General features: G+C 74.7%; 17 protein-coding genes. 7 read left to right on the top strand and 10 right to left on the bottom strand.

Annotation, left to right across the window (positions count from 1 at the left end; all coding sequences use genetic code 11):
* Positions 1-99 precede the first annotated feature (99 nt).
* A complete protein-coding gene (locus ACWIX7_RS21795) occupies positions 100-495 on the top strand; it encodes a hypothetical protein (RefSeq protein WP_448618495.1) in 396 nt (131 codons plus the stop codon).
* A 65-nt stretch (positions 496-560) separates the two neighbouring features.
* Here the strand turns inward: ACWIX7_RS21795 and ACWIX7_RS21790 are convergent, their stop codons facing one another.
* Complete coding sequence (locus ACWIX7_RS21790) at positions 561-851, bottom strand: hypothetical protein (RefSeq protein ID WP_448618494.1); 291 nt, start codon at positions 849-851, stop codon at positions 561-563.
* 220 nt (positions 852-1,071) lie between these two features.
* Between ACWIX7_RS21790 and ACWIX7_RS21785 the strand changes: the two genes are divergently transcribed.
* Entirely contained in the window at positions 1,072-1,275 is a 204-nt protein-coding gene (locus ACWIX7_RS21785) for a cold-shock protein (protein WP_012948038.1), read from the top strand.
* 63 nt (positions 1,276-1,338) lie between these two features.
* Here the strand turns inward: ACWIX7_RS21785 and ACWIX7_RS21780 are convergent, their stop codons facing one another.
* Positions 1,339-1,800 carry a hypothetical protein gene (locus ACWIX7_RS21780; protein ID WP_448618493.1) on the bottom strand — a complete coding sequence of 154 codons (462 nt, stop codon included), beginning with the start codon at positions 1,798-1,800 and terminating at the stop codon, positions 1,339-1,341.
* A gap of 78 nt (positions 1,801-1,878) precedes the next feature.
* Between ACWIX7_RS21780 and msrB the strand changes: the two genes are divergently transcribed.
* Positions 1,879-2,301 carry a peptide-methionine (R)-S-oxide reductase MsrB gene (msrB, locus tag ACWIX7_RS21775; protein WP_448618492.1) on the top strand — a complete coding sequence of 141 codons (423 nt, stop codon included), beginning with the start codon at positions 1,879-1,881 and terminating at the stop codon, positions 2,299-2,301.
* Positions 2,302-2,391: 90 nt separating this feature from the next.
* Here msrB and hemQ read toward each other — a convergent pair whose 3' ends face one another.
* The 4 genes from hemQ to hemE all read right to left on the bottom strand — a co-directional run bounded on the left by hemQ (position 2,392) and on the right by hemE (position 7,333).
* On the bottom strand, positions 2,392-3,108 hold the full coding sequence (gene hemQ / locus ACWIX7_RS21770) for a hydrogen peroxide-dependent heme synthase (RefSeq protein WP_448618491.1): 717 nt from the start codon (positions 3,106-3,108) through the stop codon (positions 2,392-2,394).
* Positions 3,109-3,518: 410 nt separating this feature from the next.
* Positions 3,519-4,670, bottom strand: a complete 1,152-nt coding sequence (locus ACWIX7_RS21765) for an alpha-hydroxy acid oxidase (protein WP_448618490.1) — start codon at positions 4,668-4,670, stop codon at positions 3,519-3,521.
* 207 nt (positions 4,671-4,877) lie between these two features.
* Positions 4,878-6,266, bottom strand: coding sequence for a protoporphyrinogen oxidase (gene hemG, locus ACWIX7_RS21760; RefSeq protein WP_448618489.1), 1,389 nt, complete (start codon positions 6,264-6,266; stop codon positions 4,878-4,880).
* Positions 6,266-7,333 (bottom strand): uroporphyrinogen decarboxylase, encoded by a 1,068-nt coding sequence (hemE, locus tag ACWIX7_RS21755; protein WP_448618488.1) that lies wholly within the window; start codon positions 7,331-7,333, stop codon positions 6,266-6,268. The genes hemG and hemE overlap by 1 nt, the downstream gene beginning before the upstream one ends.
* A 72-nt stretch (positions 7,334-7,405) precedes the next feature.
* Between hemE and ACWIX7_RS21750 the strand changes: the two genes are divergently transcribed.
* The 4 genes from ACWIX7_RS21750 to ACWIX7_RS21735 all read left to right on the top strand — a co-directional run bounded on the left by ACWIX7_RS21750 (position 7,406) and on the right by ACWIX7_RS21735 (position 12,927).
* Complete coding sequence (locus ACWIX7_RS21750; protein ID WP_448618487.1) at positions 7,406-8,035, top strand: DUF3000 domain-containing protein; 630 nt, start codon at positions 7,406-7,408, stop codon at positions 8,033-8,035.
* 124 nt (positions 8,036-8,159) lie between these two features.
* Positions 8,160-9,416, top strand: coding sequence for an HRDC domain-containing protein (locus tag ACWIX7_RS21745; protein WP_448622178.1), 1,257 nt, complete (start codon positions 8,160-8,162; stop codon positions 9,414-9,416).
* 197 nt (positions 9,417-9,613) lie between these two features.
* Positions 9,614-10,819, top strand: coding sequence for a thiolase family protein (locus ACWIX7_RS21740; RefSeq protein ID WP_448618486.1), 1,206 nt, complete (start codon positions 9,614-9,616; stop codon positions 10,817-10,819).
* Positions 10,816-12,927, top strand: coding sequence for a 3-hydroxyacyl-CoA dehydrogenase NAD-binding domain-containing protein (locus tag ACWIX7_RS21735; protein ID WP_448618485.1), 2,112 nt, complete (start codon positions 10,816-10,818; stop codon positions 12,925-12,927). The genes ACWIX7_RS21740 and ACWIX7_RS21735 overlap by 4 nt, the downstream gene beginning before the upstream one ends.
* Before the next feature lie 135 nt (positions 12,928-13,062).
* Here the strand turns inward: ACWIX7_RS21735 and ACWIX7_RS21730 are convergent, their stop codons facing one another.
* From ACWIX7_RS21730 to ACWIX7_RS21715, 4 genes are all read right to left on the bottom strand, one after another.
* On the bottom strand, positions 13,063-13,341 hold the full coding sequence (locus ACWIX7_RS21730; protein WP_448618484.1) for a thiamine-binding protein: 279 nt from the start codon (positions 13,339-13,341) through the stop codon (positions 13,063-13,065).
* Positions 13,338-15,254: a 1-deoxy-D-xylulose-5-phosphate synthase gene (gene dxs, locus ACWIX7_RS21725; RefSeq protein WP_448618483.1), complete on the bottom strand. Its 1,917-nt coding sequence runs from the start codon at positions 15,252-15,254 to the stop codon at positions 13,338-13,340. Before dxs ends, ACWIX7_RS21730 begins: the two co-directional genes overlap by 4 nt.
* Positions 15,255-15,366: 112 nt before the next feature.
* On the bottom strand, positions 15,367-15,735 hold the full coding sequence (locus ACWIX7_RS21720) for a hypothetical protein (protein WP_448618482.1): 369 nt from the start codon (positions 15,733-15,735) through the stop codon (positions 15,367-15,369).
* Positions 15,736-15,910: 175 nt separating this feature from the next.
* Positions 15,911-16,138 (bottom strand): DUF4177 domain-containing protein, encoded by a 228-nt coding sequence (locus ACWIX7_RS21715; protein ID WP_448618481.1) that lies wholly within the window; start codon positions 16,136-16,138, stop codon positions 15,911-15,913.
* Positions 16,139-16,154 lie beyond the last annotated feature (16 nt).

Below are 16,154 nucleotides of genomic sequence, written 5' to 3'. Positions count from 1 at the left end.
CCGGTCACCCGGACGGGTGACGGACCTCCGCCCGGACGACGCCGTGACCTCCGACCTGCCGTTGAGGACGTGTCCGGTCCACGACGGAGGAGGTGCACGGTGCGGATCTCGTTCCTGGTCTACGGCGTGCTCTACGTCGTCGTCGAGATCGTCGGCGCGCAGATCGAGACGATCGGCTGGCCGCAGCTGACCGCACTGGACGTGGCCACCGCGGTGGCCAACGCCTGCCTGACCGTGGCCGTCGGCATCGCCGTCCTGGTCGGCGCGGACGTCGGCGGTCGCCGCTGGCACCGCTCGATGCTGGCCTGGCGCGAGGAACGCGCGCGACTCGCCGGGGAGTCGTGGGACGAGCCCGGGACGATCACCGTGTCCTCCTGGCGACCGGAGCCCCTGGCGCTGCCGGCCGGCCGGTCCTGGGAGCCCGCACCGGGCGGGGACTACGCCGTCCCGTCGCGCGGCCGTCCCTTCCCCGAGGACCCCGGCCGCCTGCTCTGACGGCGGTTCGTGCACGCCTCGCGAACCCACGAGGGGTGGGACAGCGACGTGCGCAGAGCGTGGCCTCAGCCCGCGAGCATCGCGGCCTTCAGGCCCAGGTCGTGGACGGCGGCCGCGGCGGCACCGCCCCGGCGGATCGCCCGGGCCAGCGACACGGCGTCGGCCGGAGTCGGCCGCGGACCCGTGCCGGCGACCAGTCCCCGCACCCCGTCGGCCGGGGCGCCCGCGGCGTCCGGGCGCAGGTAAACCCGGCCCTCCAGCTCCAGTCGCTCGGCGAGGTCGGCGTCCAGGTCGGCCTCGGCGAGGTCCTCGACGTCGAGCAGGACGATCGGGTCGGTGGAGGGCGTGACGGTCATGGGAGGCGTCCGTTCCGTTCGAGGCCGGGTCCGTCCCGGCAGGAACGACGATCCGGCCCGCCCCGCAGCACCCCTGCGAGAGAGCCGCACGATCCCCGCAAGACCAGGCGCGGTCGCCCCAGCCCCCCGCGGGACCGGTTCGACCGCTAGGGTCGTCGCCGTCGGGAAGGCCCTGCGCACTGGCAGGACCCCGATGCACCACCTCAGCTAGGAGCGAGCAATGCCCGAAGGAACTGTCAAGTGGTTCAACGCGGAGAAGGGGTTCGGCTTCGCCACCCCTGACGGTGGCGGACCGGATGTGTTCGTCCACTACTCGGCCATCCAGACCAGCGGGTACCGCTCGCTCGACGAAGGCCAGCGGATCTCGTTCGACATCGAGCAGGGCCAGAAGGGCCCGCAGGCGGCGAACGTCAACCCGCTCTGATCGACCGATCAGCACGGCGCCCCCGTCCGGCTCAGCCGGGCGGGGGCGCCGTCGTTCCCGGGACTAGCGGGCCCGGGGCACGTACCCCCCGATGAGCGCCGACATGAGCAGCGCGCCGGCGTCCGGCCCCACCGCCGCGGCGGCGTCGGCGAACGCCCGCCACCGGGCCCGCTCCACGTCGGTCGGCGCGTTCTCCGCCCGGGCGGTGAGCTGCTCGAGCAGCCGGTCCCACTCCCCCTGCGGCGTGGGCCAGAGTCCGGCCAGCCGCCGGGCCTCCGCCGAGATGCCGGTGAACCGCACGATCTCCCCGGCGTAGTTCGTCAGGGCCTCGACGTAGCCCGCCGACACCAGCGCCCGCGCCGCCGCCGTCACGTCCGGCTTGGGCAGCCCGCTCGCCGGCACCACCTGACCCAGGTAGGGGTTGCCGCCGTACTCGGGCCCGTCGACCAGGCGGGCGATCGCGCGCAGCACCGGCAGGTCGCGGGTGAACCACACGTCGGGCAGCGGGGTGTCCAGCGAGCGCACCGGTCCAGTCTCCGCCGGGTGCGACGCCGCGCCGTCACCAGGGTCGGCCCGTGGCGGGTGGCTCGTACCGTTGAGCGCATGACGACGTCCGCGCAGAACCAGCCGAAGGTCACCAAGAGCGACGAGGAGTGGCGGGCGCAGCTGTCGCCCGAGGAGTACGCCGTCCTCCGCCAGGCCGGCACCGAGCGGCCGTGGACCGGGGAGTACGTCGACACCAAGACGCAGGGCGTCTACAGCTGCCGCGCCTGCGGGGCCGAGCTGTTCCGGTCGGAGACGAAGTTCGACTCGCACTGCGGCTGGCCGTCGTTCTACGAGCCCTCGTCCGCCGACAACGTGGTGCTCCGCGAGGACCGCAGCCACGGGATGGTGCGCACCGAGGTCCTCTGCGGCACCTGCCACAGCCACCTCGGCCACGTCTTCGACGACGCCCCGCAGACCCCGACCGGCGACCGCTTCTGCATCAACTCGGTGAGCATCCGGCTGGAGCCCGCACAGGGCTGAGCCCTCGTCAGCACGTACCCCGGGCAGCGAGTGGTGGGTTGCCGTGGTGCCGAGAACCCGGAGACCACGACGACTCGCCACTCGACGATGTCAGGGCAGGTCCTGCACCAGCTCCGCGACCGACTTGCGGACGCCGGTGTAGAACGGCACCTCCTCGCGGACGTGCCGCCGGGCGGTCGAGGCCCGCAGCTCACGCATCAGGTCGACGATGCGGTACAGCTCGTCGGCCTCGAAGGCGAGCATCCACTCGTAGTCGCCGAGGGCGAACGAGGCCACGGTGTTGGCGCGGACGTCGGCGTACCCGCGCGCCATCCGGCCGTGCTCGGCGAGCATCGCGCGGCGCTCCTCGTCGGGCAGCAGGTACCACTCGTAGGACCGCACGAACGGGTAGACGCACACGTAGCGGCGCGGCTCCTCGTCGGCGAGGAACGCCGGGATGTGGCTGCGGTTGAACTCGGCCGGCCGGTGCAGGGCCATCTGGGACCACACGGGCTCGAGGTGCCGGCCCAGCGCGGTGCGGCGCAGCCGGGTGTAGGCCTCCTGCAGCGCCTCGGGGGTGGAGGAGTGCCACCAGACCAACAGGTCGGCGTCGGCCCGCAGGCCGCTCACGTCGTAGGTCCCGCGGACGACGACGTCCTTGCCGGCGAGCTCGTCGAGCAGCCCCTGCACCTCGTCGGCGACGGCGGTGCGCTGCTCCTCGCCCAGCGGGCGGGCCAGGCGGAACACCGACCACATCGTGTAGCGGATGGTGGCGTTCAACTCGTTCGCCCGCTTGCCGATGCTGCGCTGGTCGGTCTGCTCGCTCATGGCCCCATCATCCCCCGCGGTGCCGCGCGACCGCCGTCCGCCCGACGGTGGGCGGACGGCGGCGGCCTCCCTGCCCCCGCTGCGAGCTCGCGAGTGGCCGGGGGAGGGAGGCCCTCCCTCAGCGGGAGGCCGAGCCGGTCTCCCGCAGGTCGCGGACGGGCTCGGTGTGGGCCTCACGGCAGTCGCTGCACGCGGCCATCCACACGTGGTGCCGCAGGCAGCGGGCGGGTCGGGGAACGGGTCGGACAGGGTGGTGCACGGAACTCACTGCGGACTCAACGATCCGGCGCACGTCCCCATGCCCCGGCCCACCGTGGCGTCGGCCACGGCAGGTCGGTCCCCTGGGCGGCACGGTCACCGGCGGGCACGGGGTCGGCGTCCTCGACCCCCCGTAGGGGCGTCGAGGGGCCTCACCGGAGGCGCACCCGGTCCTTGGTCAGCTCGGCCACCGACGTCACACCGGTCAGCTGCATGGCCGTGACCAGCTCCTTCCGGAGGATCTCCAGGACCCGGTCGACCCCGGCCTCTCCCCCGGCCATCAGGCCGTAGAGGTAGGCCCGGCCCACGAGTGCCGCCCGGGCCCCGAGGGTCACCGCGGCCATGACGTCCGACCCGGACATGACCCCACCGTCGACGTAGACCTCGGCCCGCTCCCCGACCGCCTCGGCGATGGCCGGCAACTGCTCCAGCGGGGTCGGCGACTGGTCGAGCTGGCGGCCGCCGTGGTTGGACACGACGACGCCGTCGGCGCCGGCGTCCACGGCCGCCACCGCGTCGTCGACCGTGAGGAGGCCCTTGACGATCAACGGGCCGGACCACGTGTCGCGCAACCAGCGGACGTCGGCCAGCGTCGCGCTCGGGTCGAACACCTGGCTGGCGAGGTCGGAGACCGTCCCGGCGAACGAGTTCAGCGAGGCGAACTCCAGAGGCTCGGTGGTCAGCAGGTTCGCCCACCACGAGGGGTGCCGGGCGCCGTCGAGGATCGTCCGGGCGGTCAGCGCCGGCGGGATCGTCATCCCGTTGCGCACGTCCCGCAGGCGCAGGCCGCCCACCGGGGTGTCCACGGTCAGGACGAGGGCCTCGTAGCCGTTCCCGGCCGCGCGGCGGACGATCTCGGTGCTCGCGGCGCGGTCGCGCCACAGGTAGAGCTGGAACCAGCGATGCGCCTCCGGCGCCTCCGCGGCCAGCCGCTCCGGCGACGTCGTCCCCATGGTGGACAGGGCGTAGGGCACACCGGCCCGGGCGGCGGCACGCGCCACGGCGGGCTCGCCCTGGTGGTTCATCATCCGCGTGAACCCGGTCGGGGCCATGACCAGGGGCAGGGCGGCAGGCCGGCCGAGCACGGTGGTCGAGACGTCGACCGAGGAGACGTCCCGGAGCACGGTCGGCAGGAACTCGACCCGGTCGAACGCCGCCCGGGACCGGCGGAGGCTCACCTCTCGTCCCGCCCCGCCGTCGGTGTAGTCGAACACCGCCCGGGGGACGCGCCGCCGGGCCTGGTCCCGCAGGTCCTCCACCGACGCGGCCCGGCGCAGTCGCCGGGCCGTCCGGTCCAGTGTCATCGGCTGGACCTGCAGGAGCGGGCGGAACTCCGACCACCGTGGCAACCGACGACGTGTCATGGGGCTCCTCCACCGTGCGAGTGAGAAGGGGACGACCCGGGCAGGCGATGCCCCGCATCCTGCACGCAGGGGCACAGCAGCGCGGCCCTCCCGCCCGTCACCACGGCCGACCTGCGCGCAGCACTCCGGGAGTGGCCCGCTCGAGGCTCAGAGCAGCGCGTCGACCGCGTGGTACGCGTCGCGGATGCACGCCGGCACGCCGACACCGCGGAACACCGCCCCGGCGACGGCCAGCCCCGGCACCGCGCTGACGGCCGCGCGGACGGCATCCACCCGCTCCTGGTGGCCGACCAGGTACTGCGGCAGCCCGCCACCCCAGCGGACGACTCGGGTGGCGACCGGCTCGGGCCGGGACAGCTGCAGCAGCTCGGCGACGTCGGCGACCACGGCGGCGGCGAGGTCGTCGTCGTCCCGCTGGAGCTCGCGCTCGTCGCGGAACCGGCCCACCGACGAGCGCACGAGCAGGTGCTCGCCGTCCAGGTGCGGCCACTTGCGCGAGGAGACGGTGACCCCCTTGACCAGCCTGCCCGTCACCGGCGGCACCAGCAGCCCGGACCCGGCGGCCACCTCCTGCGCCGGGAAGGCCATGGCGACGACGGCCATCGACGCGTACGGGATGCCCTGCAGCGGCTCGACCGCGCCGGGCGCGACCCCGGCCAGCAGCCGGGCGGCCTTGGGCGCCGGCGCGGTCACCAGGACGGCGTCCGCGCTCAGCCGCTCCGGTGCGTTCGCCCGGCCGATCGCGAGCTCGAAGCCCGACGGCGTCCGCACCAGGCCGTGCGCCGGCGTGCGCAGCCGGACCTCGGCGCCCGAGGCCGCGACCAGCGCGGCGGGCAGCGAGCCGATGCCCTCGTCGACGGTCACGAACACCGGGCCGCCTGCGTCGAAGCGGCTGCGCGCCCCGGCGTCGCGGGCAGCGGCGGCCGCACCCAGCACGGACCCTGCGGCGGGCAGGTGGGCGGCCAGTTGCGGCATGGTGGCCCTCAGCGACAGCTCGTCGGCGCGCCCGGCGTAGACGCCGCCGAGCAGCGGCTCGACCAGCCGGTCGACGACCTCGTCACCGAGCCGCGCGCGCAGCAGTGCGCCGACCGCGACGTCCCCGTCCAGGGTCAGCGGCGGCAGGCCGGCCTCGGCGGCCACCCGCGCCACGCCGTCCGGCGTCAGGACGCCGTCCAGGCCCTCGGCCGACGCCGGGACACCGAGCACGGTACCGGCCGGCAGCGGGAACCGGCCGTCGGGGAGCACCACCACCGCCTGCGTGGTGGCCGGGGCGACCAGCCGGTCGGCCAGGCCGAGCCGCTCCACCAGCTGCACCGCCTCGGGCACCCGCGCCAGCATCGCCTCGGGGCCGGTGTCGTACCAGTGCCCGGCCAGCTCGACGCGGTCCAGCTTGCCGCCGATGCGGTCGCCGGCCTCGAGGACGACGACCTCGTCGTCCGGGCGCCGCCGGTGCCACTCGAACGCGGCGGCCAGGCCGGTGATCCCGGCGCCGACGACGACCAGGCGGGCTGGTGGGGCGGTGCGGGTGCGGGACATCACCGCGTCGTCAGCTCGTGCACCAGGTCGACGACGGAGGTGAGCACGCCGGGGTCGGTCTCGGGCAGCACGCCGTGGCCGAGGTTGAACACGTGCCCGCGCGCGGCCCGCCCCTGCTCGACCACCCGGCGCACCTCGCGGTCGACGGTGGCCCGGTCGGCCAGCAGGACGGCGGGGTCGAGGTTGCCCTGCAGCGAGCGCTGCGGGCCCACCCGGCGGGCGGCCTCGTCCAGCGGCACCCGCCAGTCGACGCCGACGACGTCGGCCCCGGCGTCGCCGATCAGTGCCAGCAGCTCGCCGGTGCCGACACCGAAGTGGACGCGCGGTACGTCGCGGTCGCCGAGCGCGTCGAACACCGCGCGGGAGTGCGGCAGCACCCGCTCGGCGTAGTCGGCCGCGGAGAGGACGCCGGCCCAGGAGTCGAACAGCTGCACGGCCGAGGCCCCGGCGTCCACCTGGGTGTTCAGGAAGGTCGCCGCGGAGATCGCGAGCCGGTCCAGCAGCCGGCCCCACGCCTCGGGCTCGGCGTACATGAAGGCCTTGGTGCGGGCGTGCTCCTTGGAGGGGCCGCCCTCGATCAGGTAGGTGGCCAGGGTGAACGGCGCCCCGGCGAAGCCGATGAGCGGCGTCGTGCCCAGCTCGGCGACCAGCCGGCGGACGGCGGTGGCGAGGAAGGCCAGCCGGTCGGGCTCCAGCGGCGGCAGCGCGTCGACGTCGGCGACGGAGCGCACCGGCTCGGCCACCACCGGCCCGACCCCGGGCTTGATGTCGATGTCGACGCCGGCCACGACGAGGGGCAGCACGATGTCGGAGAAGAGGATCGCGGCGTCCACCCCGTGCCGGCGCACCGGCTGCAGGGTGATCTCGGTGACCAGGTCGGGGTCCTGGCATGCCTCCAGCATCCGGGTGCCGGCCCGCAGCGCGCGGTACTCCGGCAGCGAGCGGCCGGCCTGGCGCATGAACCAGACGGGGGTGCGCCGCACCGGCAGGCCGCGGGCGGTCCGGACCAGGTCCGAGTCGGCGGGAGAGGACGCGGGGGTCGGCGCGGCGTCGGCAACAGCGGTCACGACGTCCCATCCTCCCAGAACCCGCGCGGCGCGTCGGAGGCACGGGGCGGTCCGGCGACCTACCCTGCGAACGTGGAGCCTTCCAGCCTGGCCGGTGCCGGCCACGGCGCGGACCGACCCGGCGACGAGCCGCCGGCGGAGTTCCGTGCTGCCCTGGAGGCGCTGGCCGGCGTGACCGCCCGCCCCGAGATCGTCCTGGAGGCCATCCCCGCCCCCCAGCGGCTGGCACCCCACGCGTACGCCGTCGGCGCGCTGGTCACCGAGCCCGACGGTGACGAGGAGGTCGAGGTCGCCAGCGGGCGGTTCATCGTGCTGCACGACCCGGCCGGCCACGAGTCCTGGGCGGGCACGACCCGCTGCGTCGGCTACCTGTCGGCCACCACCGACGAGCACATGGTCGACGACGCGATGTTCTCCGAGGTCGCCTGGAGCTGGCTGACCGACGCCCTCGAGGAGTGCGGCGCCGCGTCGCACGCCCTGGGCGGCACCGTCACCCGCACCGCCTCGACCCGGTTCGGCGAGCTCGCCGGCCCCGAGCACTCGGTCGACGTCGAGATCCGTGCCTCCTGGACGGCGGAGGACAGCCACCTCGACCGGCACCTCACCGCGTGGCTGGACGTGCTGGGCAGCGCGGCCGGGCTGCCGCCGCCGGGCGTCCGGCTGCTGGGTCCCTCCGGCTCGCAGAACGACGGCACTCCGTAACATCGGTGTCCCGGGGGTGTTCGACACCCCCGCGCCGGCGCCCCCCTCCCGGGGCCTGCTGCGGCCCCGCCGCGGAACCGCGCGCTGACCACGCTGTCGAGACGGGCGAGAAGGTGGACCTGCCCTGAGCACCCAGCCCATCCCTGCACAGCCCGCCCCTGCGCCGGACGACGAGCCGACCACTCCGCCGGCGGTCCCGCTGCTCGCCCCGCGCGACGGGCTGCCCCCGGTCATCGAGACCTCCACCGCGCTCGTCGAGTACGCCGAGGCGCTGGCCGCCGGCAGCGGCCCGGTCGCCGTCGACGCCGAGCGCGCCTCCGGCTACCGCTACGGCCAGCGGGCCTACCTGGTGCAGCTGCGCCGCGCCGGCGCCGGCACCGGGCTGATCGACCCCATCCCGCTGCCGGACCTCTCGGTCGTGCAGTCGGCCATCGTCGACACCGAGTGGGTGCTGCACGCGGCCAACCAGGACCTGCCCTGCCTGGCCGAGATCGGCCTGGTGCCGACGCGCGTCTTCGACACCGAGCTCGCCGCCCGGCTGGCCGGGCTGCCGCGGGTCGGGCTGGGCGCCGTCGTCGAGTCGCTGCTGGGCTGGTCGCTGCAGAAGGGGCACTCGGCCGCCGACTGGAGCACCCGCCCGCTGCCCGAGGAGTGGCTGGTCTACGCCGCGCTGGACGTCGAGGTGCTCGTCGACCTGCGCGACGCGCTGGCCGCCATCCTCGAGGAGCAGGGCAAGACCGAGTGGGCGCGGCAGGAGTTCGAGGCGATCCTGGCCGCCGGGCCGCCCGCGCCCAAGGCCGACCCCTGGCGGCGGACGTCGGGGGTGCACGGGCTGCGCAACCGCCGGCAGCTGGGCATGCTGCGCTCGCTGTGGCAGGCCCGCGACGAGCTGGCCCGCCGCCGCGACGTCGCGCCGGGGCGGGTCCTGCCCGACGCCGCGATGGTCTCGGCGGTGCAGGCCGACCCGCGCACCGAGGCCGCGCTGCTGGAGCTGCCGGTCTTCCGCGGCCGGGCCAACCGCAAGCTCGTCGGCACCTGGTTCGGGGCGCTGACCCGCGGCCGGGAGCTGCCGGAGTCCGAGCTGCCCCCGCACAGCCGCCCCAGCGACGGCCCACCGCCGGTGAACCGCTGGGCCGACCGCGACCCGGCCGCCGCCACCCGGCTGCAGGCCGCCCGCGCCGGGCTGGCCGAGCTGGCCGCCACGCACTCCCTGCCGGTGGAGAACCTGCTCTCCCCCGACCTCGTGCGCCGGCTGATGTGGACCCCGCCCGAACCGCGGGACGCCGAGACCGTGGCCGCGACGCTGCGGGCCGGGGGCGCCCGGGAGTGGCAGGTCGAGCTGACCCGTGACCCGCTCACCGACGCGCTCAACCGGGCCTGACGAGGCTGGCCCCTCCCGTCGAGATCGCGTGATCTCGCACGACAGGAGGCCCGTGTCCGTGCGAGATCCCGTGATCTCGACATCGGGATACGCCAGCGCAACACCCTCGGGAGGGTGTCGCCGCCGCTGATTACCCGCGGGTAACTTCATCGGTGCCGCGCCGTCCCGGCCCGGCACCGATCCGCTGCGGAGGTCCCATGTCCCGCTCGCTGCGTGAGGTCGTCTTCGTCGACGGCGTACGCACCCCCTTCGGCAAGGCCGGCCCGAAGGGCATCTACGCCGAGACCCGCGCCGACGACCTGGTCGTGCGCGTGATCCGCGAGCTCCTGCGCCGCAACCCGGCGCTGCCGGCCGACCGCGTGGACGAGGTGGCCATCGCCGCCACCACGCAGGTCGGCGACCAAGGCCTGACCATCGGCCGCACCGCCGCGCTGCTGGCCGGGCTGCCGAAGTCGGTGCCCGGCTACGCGATCGACCGCATGTGCGCCGGCGCCATGACCGCGGTGACCACCACCGCGTCGGGCATCGCCTTCGGCGCCTACGACGTGGCGATCGCCGGCGGTGTCGAGCACATGGGCCGCCACCCGATGGGCGAGGGCGCCGACCCGAACCCACGGTTCTCCAGCGAGAAGCTGGTCGACGGCTCCGCGCTCGTCATGGGCTCCACCGCGGAGAACCTGCACGACCGCTTCCCGCACCTGACCAGGGAGCGCGCCGACGCGTTCGCGCTGGCCAGCCAGCAGAAGTACGCCAAGGCCGTCGCCAACGGCCAGATCGGCCCGGAGCTGGTCACCGTCGCCACCCGCTCGGCCGAGCACGGCTGGGGCGTCGCCACCGTCGACGAGCCGCCGCGGCCGAACACCACCCTCGAGGGCCTGGCGACGCTGAAGACCCCGTTCCGCCCGCACGGCAACGTGACCGCGGGCAACGCGGCCGGCCTCAACGACGGCGCCACCGGCTGCCTGCTGGCCGCCGAGGAGGTCGCGCTCGAGCTCGGCCTGGACATCGGCATGCGGCTGGTCGGCTACGGCTTCGTCGGCGTCGAGCCCGAGGTGATGGGCGTCGGCCCGGTGCCCTCCACCGAGCGCGCGCTGGCCCGCACCGGCCTGGCCATCGACGACATCGGGCTGTTCGAGCTCAACGAGGCCTTCGCCGTCCAGGTGCTGACCTTCCTCGACCACTTCGGCATCGCCGACGACGACCCGCGGGTCAACCCGTGGGGCGGCGCGATCGCCGTCGGCCACCCGCTGGCCTCCTCCGGCGTCCGGTTGATGACCCAGCTGTCCCGCCAGTTCGCCGAGCGGCCCGACGTCCGCTACGGCCTGACCGCCATGTGCGTGGGCCTCGGCATGGGCGCCACCGTGATCTGGGAGAACCCGAACTGGGAGGGCAACGCCAAGTGACCGCCGTCTTCGAGAACGAGGTCGTGACCGCCGCCAAGGTGCGGTACCTGCGGGTGCCCGGGCTGGCCGGCGAGATCGCCCTGGTCACCCTCGACAACGGGCACGACCACACCCGCCCGTCCACCTTCGGCCCCGGCGGGCTGGCCTCGCTGGACGCCGCGCTCGACGAGATCGCGGCCCACACCCCGGCTCCCGCGGCGATCGCGGTCACCGGCAAGCCGTTCGTCTTCGCCGTCGGCGCCGACCTCTCCGGCGTCCCGGCGATCACCTCGGCCGACGACGCCCGGGAGATCGCCGAGACCGGCCACCGGGTGTTCCGCCGGCTGAAGGACTCGGCGATCCCGACCTTCGCCTTCGTCAACGGCGCGGCGCTCGGCGGCGGCCTGGAGCTGGCGCTGCACTGCCACCACCGGACCATCGCCACGACCGCCGTCGTCGCCTTCCCCGAGGCGTTCCTCGGCCTCATGCCCGGCTGGGGCGGCACGCAGCTGCTGCCGAACCTGATCGGCATCGACCCGGCGGTCACCGTCATCGTCGAGAACGCCCTCGCGCAGAACAAGGTGACACCGGGCCCGAGAGCGGCGAAGCTCGGCATCGCCGACGCGGTGTTCGAGCCGGCCGACTTCCTGGAGCGCTCGATCGAGTGGGCCGTGGGCGTCCTCACCGGCGACGTGACCGTCGCCCGTCCCGAGATCGACCGCTCGGCCTGGGACGACGGCATCGCCCGTGCGCGGGCGATCGTGCGTGCACGGACCCGCGACGCCTCCCCCGGCGCGCTGCACACCGTCGAGCTGCTCGACCTCGCGCGCAACGGCGTCGAGGGCGAGGCCTTTCTCGCCGGCACCGCGGCCGAGGACGACGCCCTGGCCGACCTGCTGATGAGCGAGGAGCTGCGGGCGAGCCTCTACGCGTTCGACCTGGTGAACAAGCGGGCCAAGCGACCGGCAGGCGCACCGGACAGGAGCCTGGCCCGGAAGGTCACCAAGGTCGGCGTCGTCGGTGCGGGCCTGATGGCCTCGCAGCTGGCGCTGCTGTTCGTCCGCCGGCTCGAGGTGCCCGTCGTCCTCACCGACATCGACCAGGCGCGCGTCGACAAGGGCGTCGGCTACGTCCACACGCAGCTGGAGGAGCTGGCCGCCCGCGGTCGGCTGTCGAACGACAGGGTGAACCGGCTCAAGGGCCTGGTCACCGGGGCCCTGGACAAGGCGGTCTTCGCCGACGCCGACCTCGTCATCGAGGCGGTCTTCGAGGAGATGTCGGTGAAGCAGCAGGTGTTCGCCGAGGTCGAGGCCGTCGTCTCCCCCGAGTGCGTGCTGGCGACCAACACCTCCGCGCTGTCGGTGACCGAGATGGCCTCCAAGCTCGAGCACCCCGAGCGCGTCGTCGGCCTGCACTTCTTCAACCCGGTCGCCGTCCTGCCGCTGCTGGAGGTGGTGCGCGCCGAGCGGACCGACGACGCCACGCTGGCCACCGCGTTCGCCGTCGGGAAGTCGCTGGAGAAGTCGTGCGTGCTCGTCGCCGACGCTCCGGCGTTCGTGGTCAACCGGTTGCTCACCCGCTTCCTCGGCGAGGTCACCGCCGCCGTGGAGCAGGGGACGCCGGTGGCCGTCGCCGACCGCGCGCTGGACCCGCTCGGCCTGCCGATGACGCCGTTCGAGCTGCTCACCCTCGTCGGCCCGCCGGTGGCGCTGCACGTGGCCGAGCGCATGCACGAGGCCTTCCCCGACCGGTTCGCCGTCGGTGAGGGGCTGCGGAGGATGGTCGAGCTGGGCAGGTCGTCCATCTACAGCGAGCCGGGCGTCGTCGACCCCGACCTCGCCGGCATCGGCCATGACTCGCCCACAACCCACCGCGAGCCGCTGACCGAGGAGCAGGTGCGCCGGCGGGCCGTCGAGGCCCTCGCCCAGGAGATCCGGCTGATGGTCGACGAGGGCGTCGTCCAGGCCGTGCAGGACATCGACCTGTGCATGGTCCTGGGCGCCGGCTGGCCGTTCTGGCTGGGCGGGATCTCCGCCTACCTGGACCGCGCCGGGGTCTCCGAGCGGGTCACCGGCTCCCGCTTCCTGCCGTGCGGGGTGGCCTCGCTGCCCGCTCGAGGGCAGCGGTGATCAGCTGAGCTGATCCTGCCGGGTCCTGCCTCACGACCAGTCGTGAGGCAGGAGCCGGAAAGGTGAGCCAGGACAGCACGAACCCGCGCGACGAGAGGGCCGCCCCGGGTGCACCCGGGGCGGCCCTCTCCTCGCTCAGCGGAACTTGTGGGTGAGGCTCTCCATCGTCCGGCCGACCGAGGCGATCTTCACGTGCGAGAGCCCGGTCGACGCGCCGGCCGCCAGCATCGCCTCGTGCGCGGCCCGCAGCGTCGTCCAGACGGCGTCGTCGTCCCCCTCGAGAGTCGTGCCCAGGGCACTCACCTCGTAGCGGAGCCCGGACTCCCGGATGACCGCGATGGCAGCCTCGACGTACGCGTGCGGGTCGTCGGGCGTCCCGGCCGGCGAGGGCGCGACCTGGATCTCGGCTATCACGGCCGCTTCTCGACCACCTCGGCGACGCTGCCCTCGGAACGCTCGGCGAGCACCGCCGTCCACTCCGCGATCCGCCGGGCCACGTCCTGCTCGGTGAGGCCGGCGTCGGCCAGCACCTGCCCGACGCTGCCGTGCTCGAGGAACGCCTGGGGCAGGCCCAGCGACCGCAGCGGCACGTCGACGCCGCGGTCCTGCAGCGCCTGGGTCAGCATGGTGCCCACGCCGCCGGCCCGGCCGCCGTCCTCGACGGTGACCACCAGCCGGTGGGCGTCGGCCAGGTCGACCAGCTCGGACGGGACCGGCAGAACCCAGCGCGGGTCGACGACGGTCACGTCGATGCCGTGGTCTGCGGCGCGCTCGGCGGCGGCCAGGCACAGCGGGACCATCGAGCCGACCGCGACCAGCAGCACCTCCTGCTGCCCACCGCGGCGCAGCACGTCGACCGGGCCGCGCCGCTCCAGCGCCGGGACGTCGACCGGTGGGACCCCCTTCGGGAAGCGGACGACGCTCGGCCCGTCGGTCACCTCGACCGCCTCGCGCAGCGCCTCCCGCAGCGTCGCCTCGTCCCGCGGCGCGGCCAGCCGCAGCCCGGGGACGACGGAGAGGATCGACATGTCCCACATGCCGTTGTGCGAGGCGCCGTCGCTGCCGGTGACGCCGGCCCGGTCCAGGACGACGGTGACCGGCTGGCGGTGCAGCGCGACGTCCATGAGCAGCTGGTCGAAGGCCCGGTTGAGGAAGGTCGAGTAGACCGCGACCACCGGGTGCAGCCCGCCCATCGCCAGACCCGCGGCCGAGGTGAGCGCGTGCTGCTCGGCGATGCCGACGTCGTAGGTGCGCTCCGGGAAGCGCTCGGCGAAGGCGGCCAGGCCGGTCGGGTGCAGCATCGCCGCGGTGATCGCGACGACGTCGGAGCGCTCGGCGCCGATGCGCACCAGCTCGTCGGAGAAGGCCGTCGTCCAGTCCCGGCCCTTGGCGGCGGGGCTGACCCCGCTGTCGGGGTCGAAGACGCCGGTGGCGTGCCAGGCGTCGATCTGGTCGGTCTCGGCCGGCGGGTAGCCGAAGCCCTTGGTGGTGACGGCGTGCACGATGACCGGCCCGCCGAACGAGCGGGCGCGGCGCAGCGCGGACTCCATCGCCCGGACGTCGTGCCCGTCGACCGGGCCGATGTACTTCAGGCCGAGGTCCTCGAACATGCCCTGCGGCGAGAGCACGTCCTTGAGGCCCTTCTTGATGGCGTGCAGCGCGTCGTAGAGCGCCGAGCCGACCACCGGAGCACGGTGCAGCGCCTGGCGGACCTGCAGCAGCGCCTGCTCGTAGCCCGGGCGCAGCCGCAGCGTGGCCAGCGCGTCGGCGACCCCGCCGATCGTGGGCGAGTAGGAGCGGCCGTTGTCGTTGACGACGATGACGACCGGGCGGTCCTGCGCGCCGGCGATGTTGTTCAGCGCCTCCCAGGCCATGCCGCCGGTGAGCGCGCCGTCGCCGATGACGGCGACCACGGGGCGCTGCTCACCGCGGACGGCGAGGGCCTTGGCCAGCCCGTCGGCGTAGGACAGCGAGGTGGAGGCGTGGCTGTTCTCCACCCAGTCGTGCTCGCTCTCGGCGCGGCTCGGGTAGCCGGAGAGGCCGCCGCGCTGGCGCAGCCGCGTGAAGTCCTCCACGCGGCCGGTGAGCATCTTGTGCACGTAGCTCTGGTGACCGGTGTCGAAGACGATCGGCTCGCGCGGGGAGTCGAAGACCCGGTGCAGGGCGATGGTCAGCTCGACCGCACCGAGGTTGGGCCCGAGGTGCCCGCCGGTCCTGGCGACACTGGTGACCAGTGCGTCGCGGATCTCGGCGGCGAGTGCCGGCAGCTGGTCGGCCGGGAGCGCCTTCAGGTCGTCGGGGCTGTGGAGCGATCGCAGGAGCGACACGAGGGGGTGCGTCCTCTCCATCGGCGGCAGGTGCGGCGTCGCAACGGCCGCCGACCCACTGTATCCGCGCTTTCCTCCCTCTTCCGGCCGAGCACCGGCGCTGGATGCAGGCTCACAACCGCGGCACCCACCGCTCGCCCCGCAGCGCACCGGCCACCGCCTCGACCCCGCGGGCGGCGGCCGCCAGCCGGGCCCCCTCCCGCTCGTAGGCGGTGATCGCCGCCTCCATCGCATCGGCCGGCAGCTCGTCGGCGAGCTCCACCCGCACCGTGCGCCACCCCGCCCGCGCCGCCTCCAGCCCGGCGGCGACGTGGTCACGGGCGAAGCGGGCCAGCAGCAGCGGATAGCGGCGCAGCACCTCGTGTGCCCGGTAGTCCGGCGGCACCAGGTCGAACAGCCAGGCCACCGCGGTGTGCTCCCAGTCGGGGGCGCCGGGCGGTCGCACGGCGGCGGGCCAGCCCGGCGGCAGCGAAGCGTCCACCGCCGCAGTCTGCCCCACCGGTCGAACGCACGTTCGATCCGTCGCGCTGGTCAGCGGCGCGATCGTCGATCTCACCGGCCTCCCTGCAGGGAGAAGGACCCCGTCCCCCCACCCCTCGCTCCGCTCGGGGCGGTGTCCGGGAGGGGGCCGATCGGTGGGGGTGGCGGGTCCTCCTTCAGGAGGTGGGGCGCTTGAGCCAGAACTGCTCGAAGCCCCAGGTGCCCGCGCCGCTGGAGTGGTAGCTCACGAGCTCCCAGCCCTCGCTCCCCAGTCGGTTGAGCACGGAGCTGGTGTCACCCGCCTGGCGCTCCGGCTGGCCGCCGGGCAGCTTGACGCTCACCCCTGCCCGCTGCGACTCCGCGTCGTTGGCCGTGATGACCGAGGCGTACTCCCAGGTGGTCACGGGAAGCACCGTAGTC

It is taken from the genome of Geodermatophilus sp. URMC 65 (assembly GCF_053502545.1).
This window is presented reverse-complemented; position numbering and strand designations above follow the sequence as displayed.

What these genes read in the sequence shown, in the direction of transcription:
- msrB (WP_448618492.1), top strand. Translation starts at nt 1,879, where the DNA reads ATGACGACGTCCGCGCAGAACCAGCCGAAGGTCACCAAGAGCGACGAG.
- ACWIX7_RS21740 (WP_448618486.1), top strand. Translation starts at nt 9,614, where the DNA reads ATGTCCCGCTCGCTGCGTGAGGTCGTCTTCGTCGACGGCGTACGCACC.
- ACWIX7_RS21785 (WP_012948038.1), top strand. Translation starts at nt 1,072, where the DNA reads ATGCCCGAAGGAACTGTCAAGTGGTTCAACGCGGAGAAGGGGTTCGGC.
- ACWIX7_RS21765 (WP_448618490.1), bottom strand. Translation starts at nt 4,670, where the DNA reads ATGACACTGGACCGGACGGCCCGGCGACTGCGCCGGGCCGCGTCGGTG.
- hemQ (WP_448618491.1), bottom strand. Translation starts at nt 3,108, where the DNA reads ATGAGCGAGCAGACCGACCAGCGCAGCATCGGCAAGCGGGCGAACGAG.
- ACWIX7_RS21790 (WP_448618494.1), bottom strand. Translation starts at nt 851, where the DNA reads ATGACCGTCACGCCCTCCACCGACCCGATCGTCCTGCTCGACGTCGAG.
- hemG (WP_448618489.1), bottom strand. Translation starts at nt 6,266, where the DNA reads ATGTCCCGCACCCGCACCGCCCCACCAGCCCGCCTGGTCGTCGTCGGC.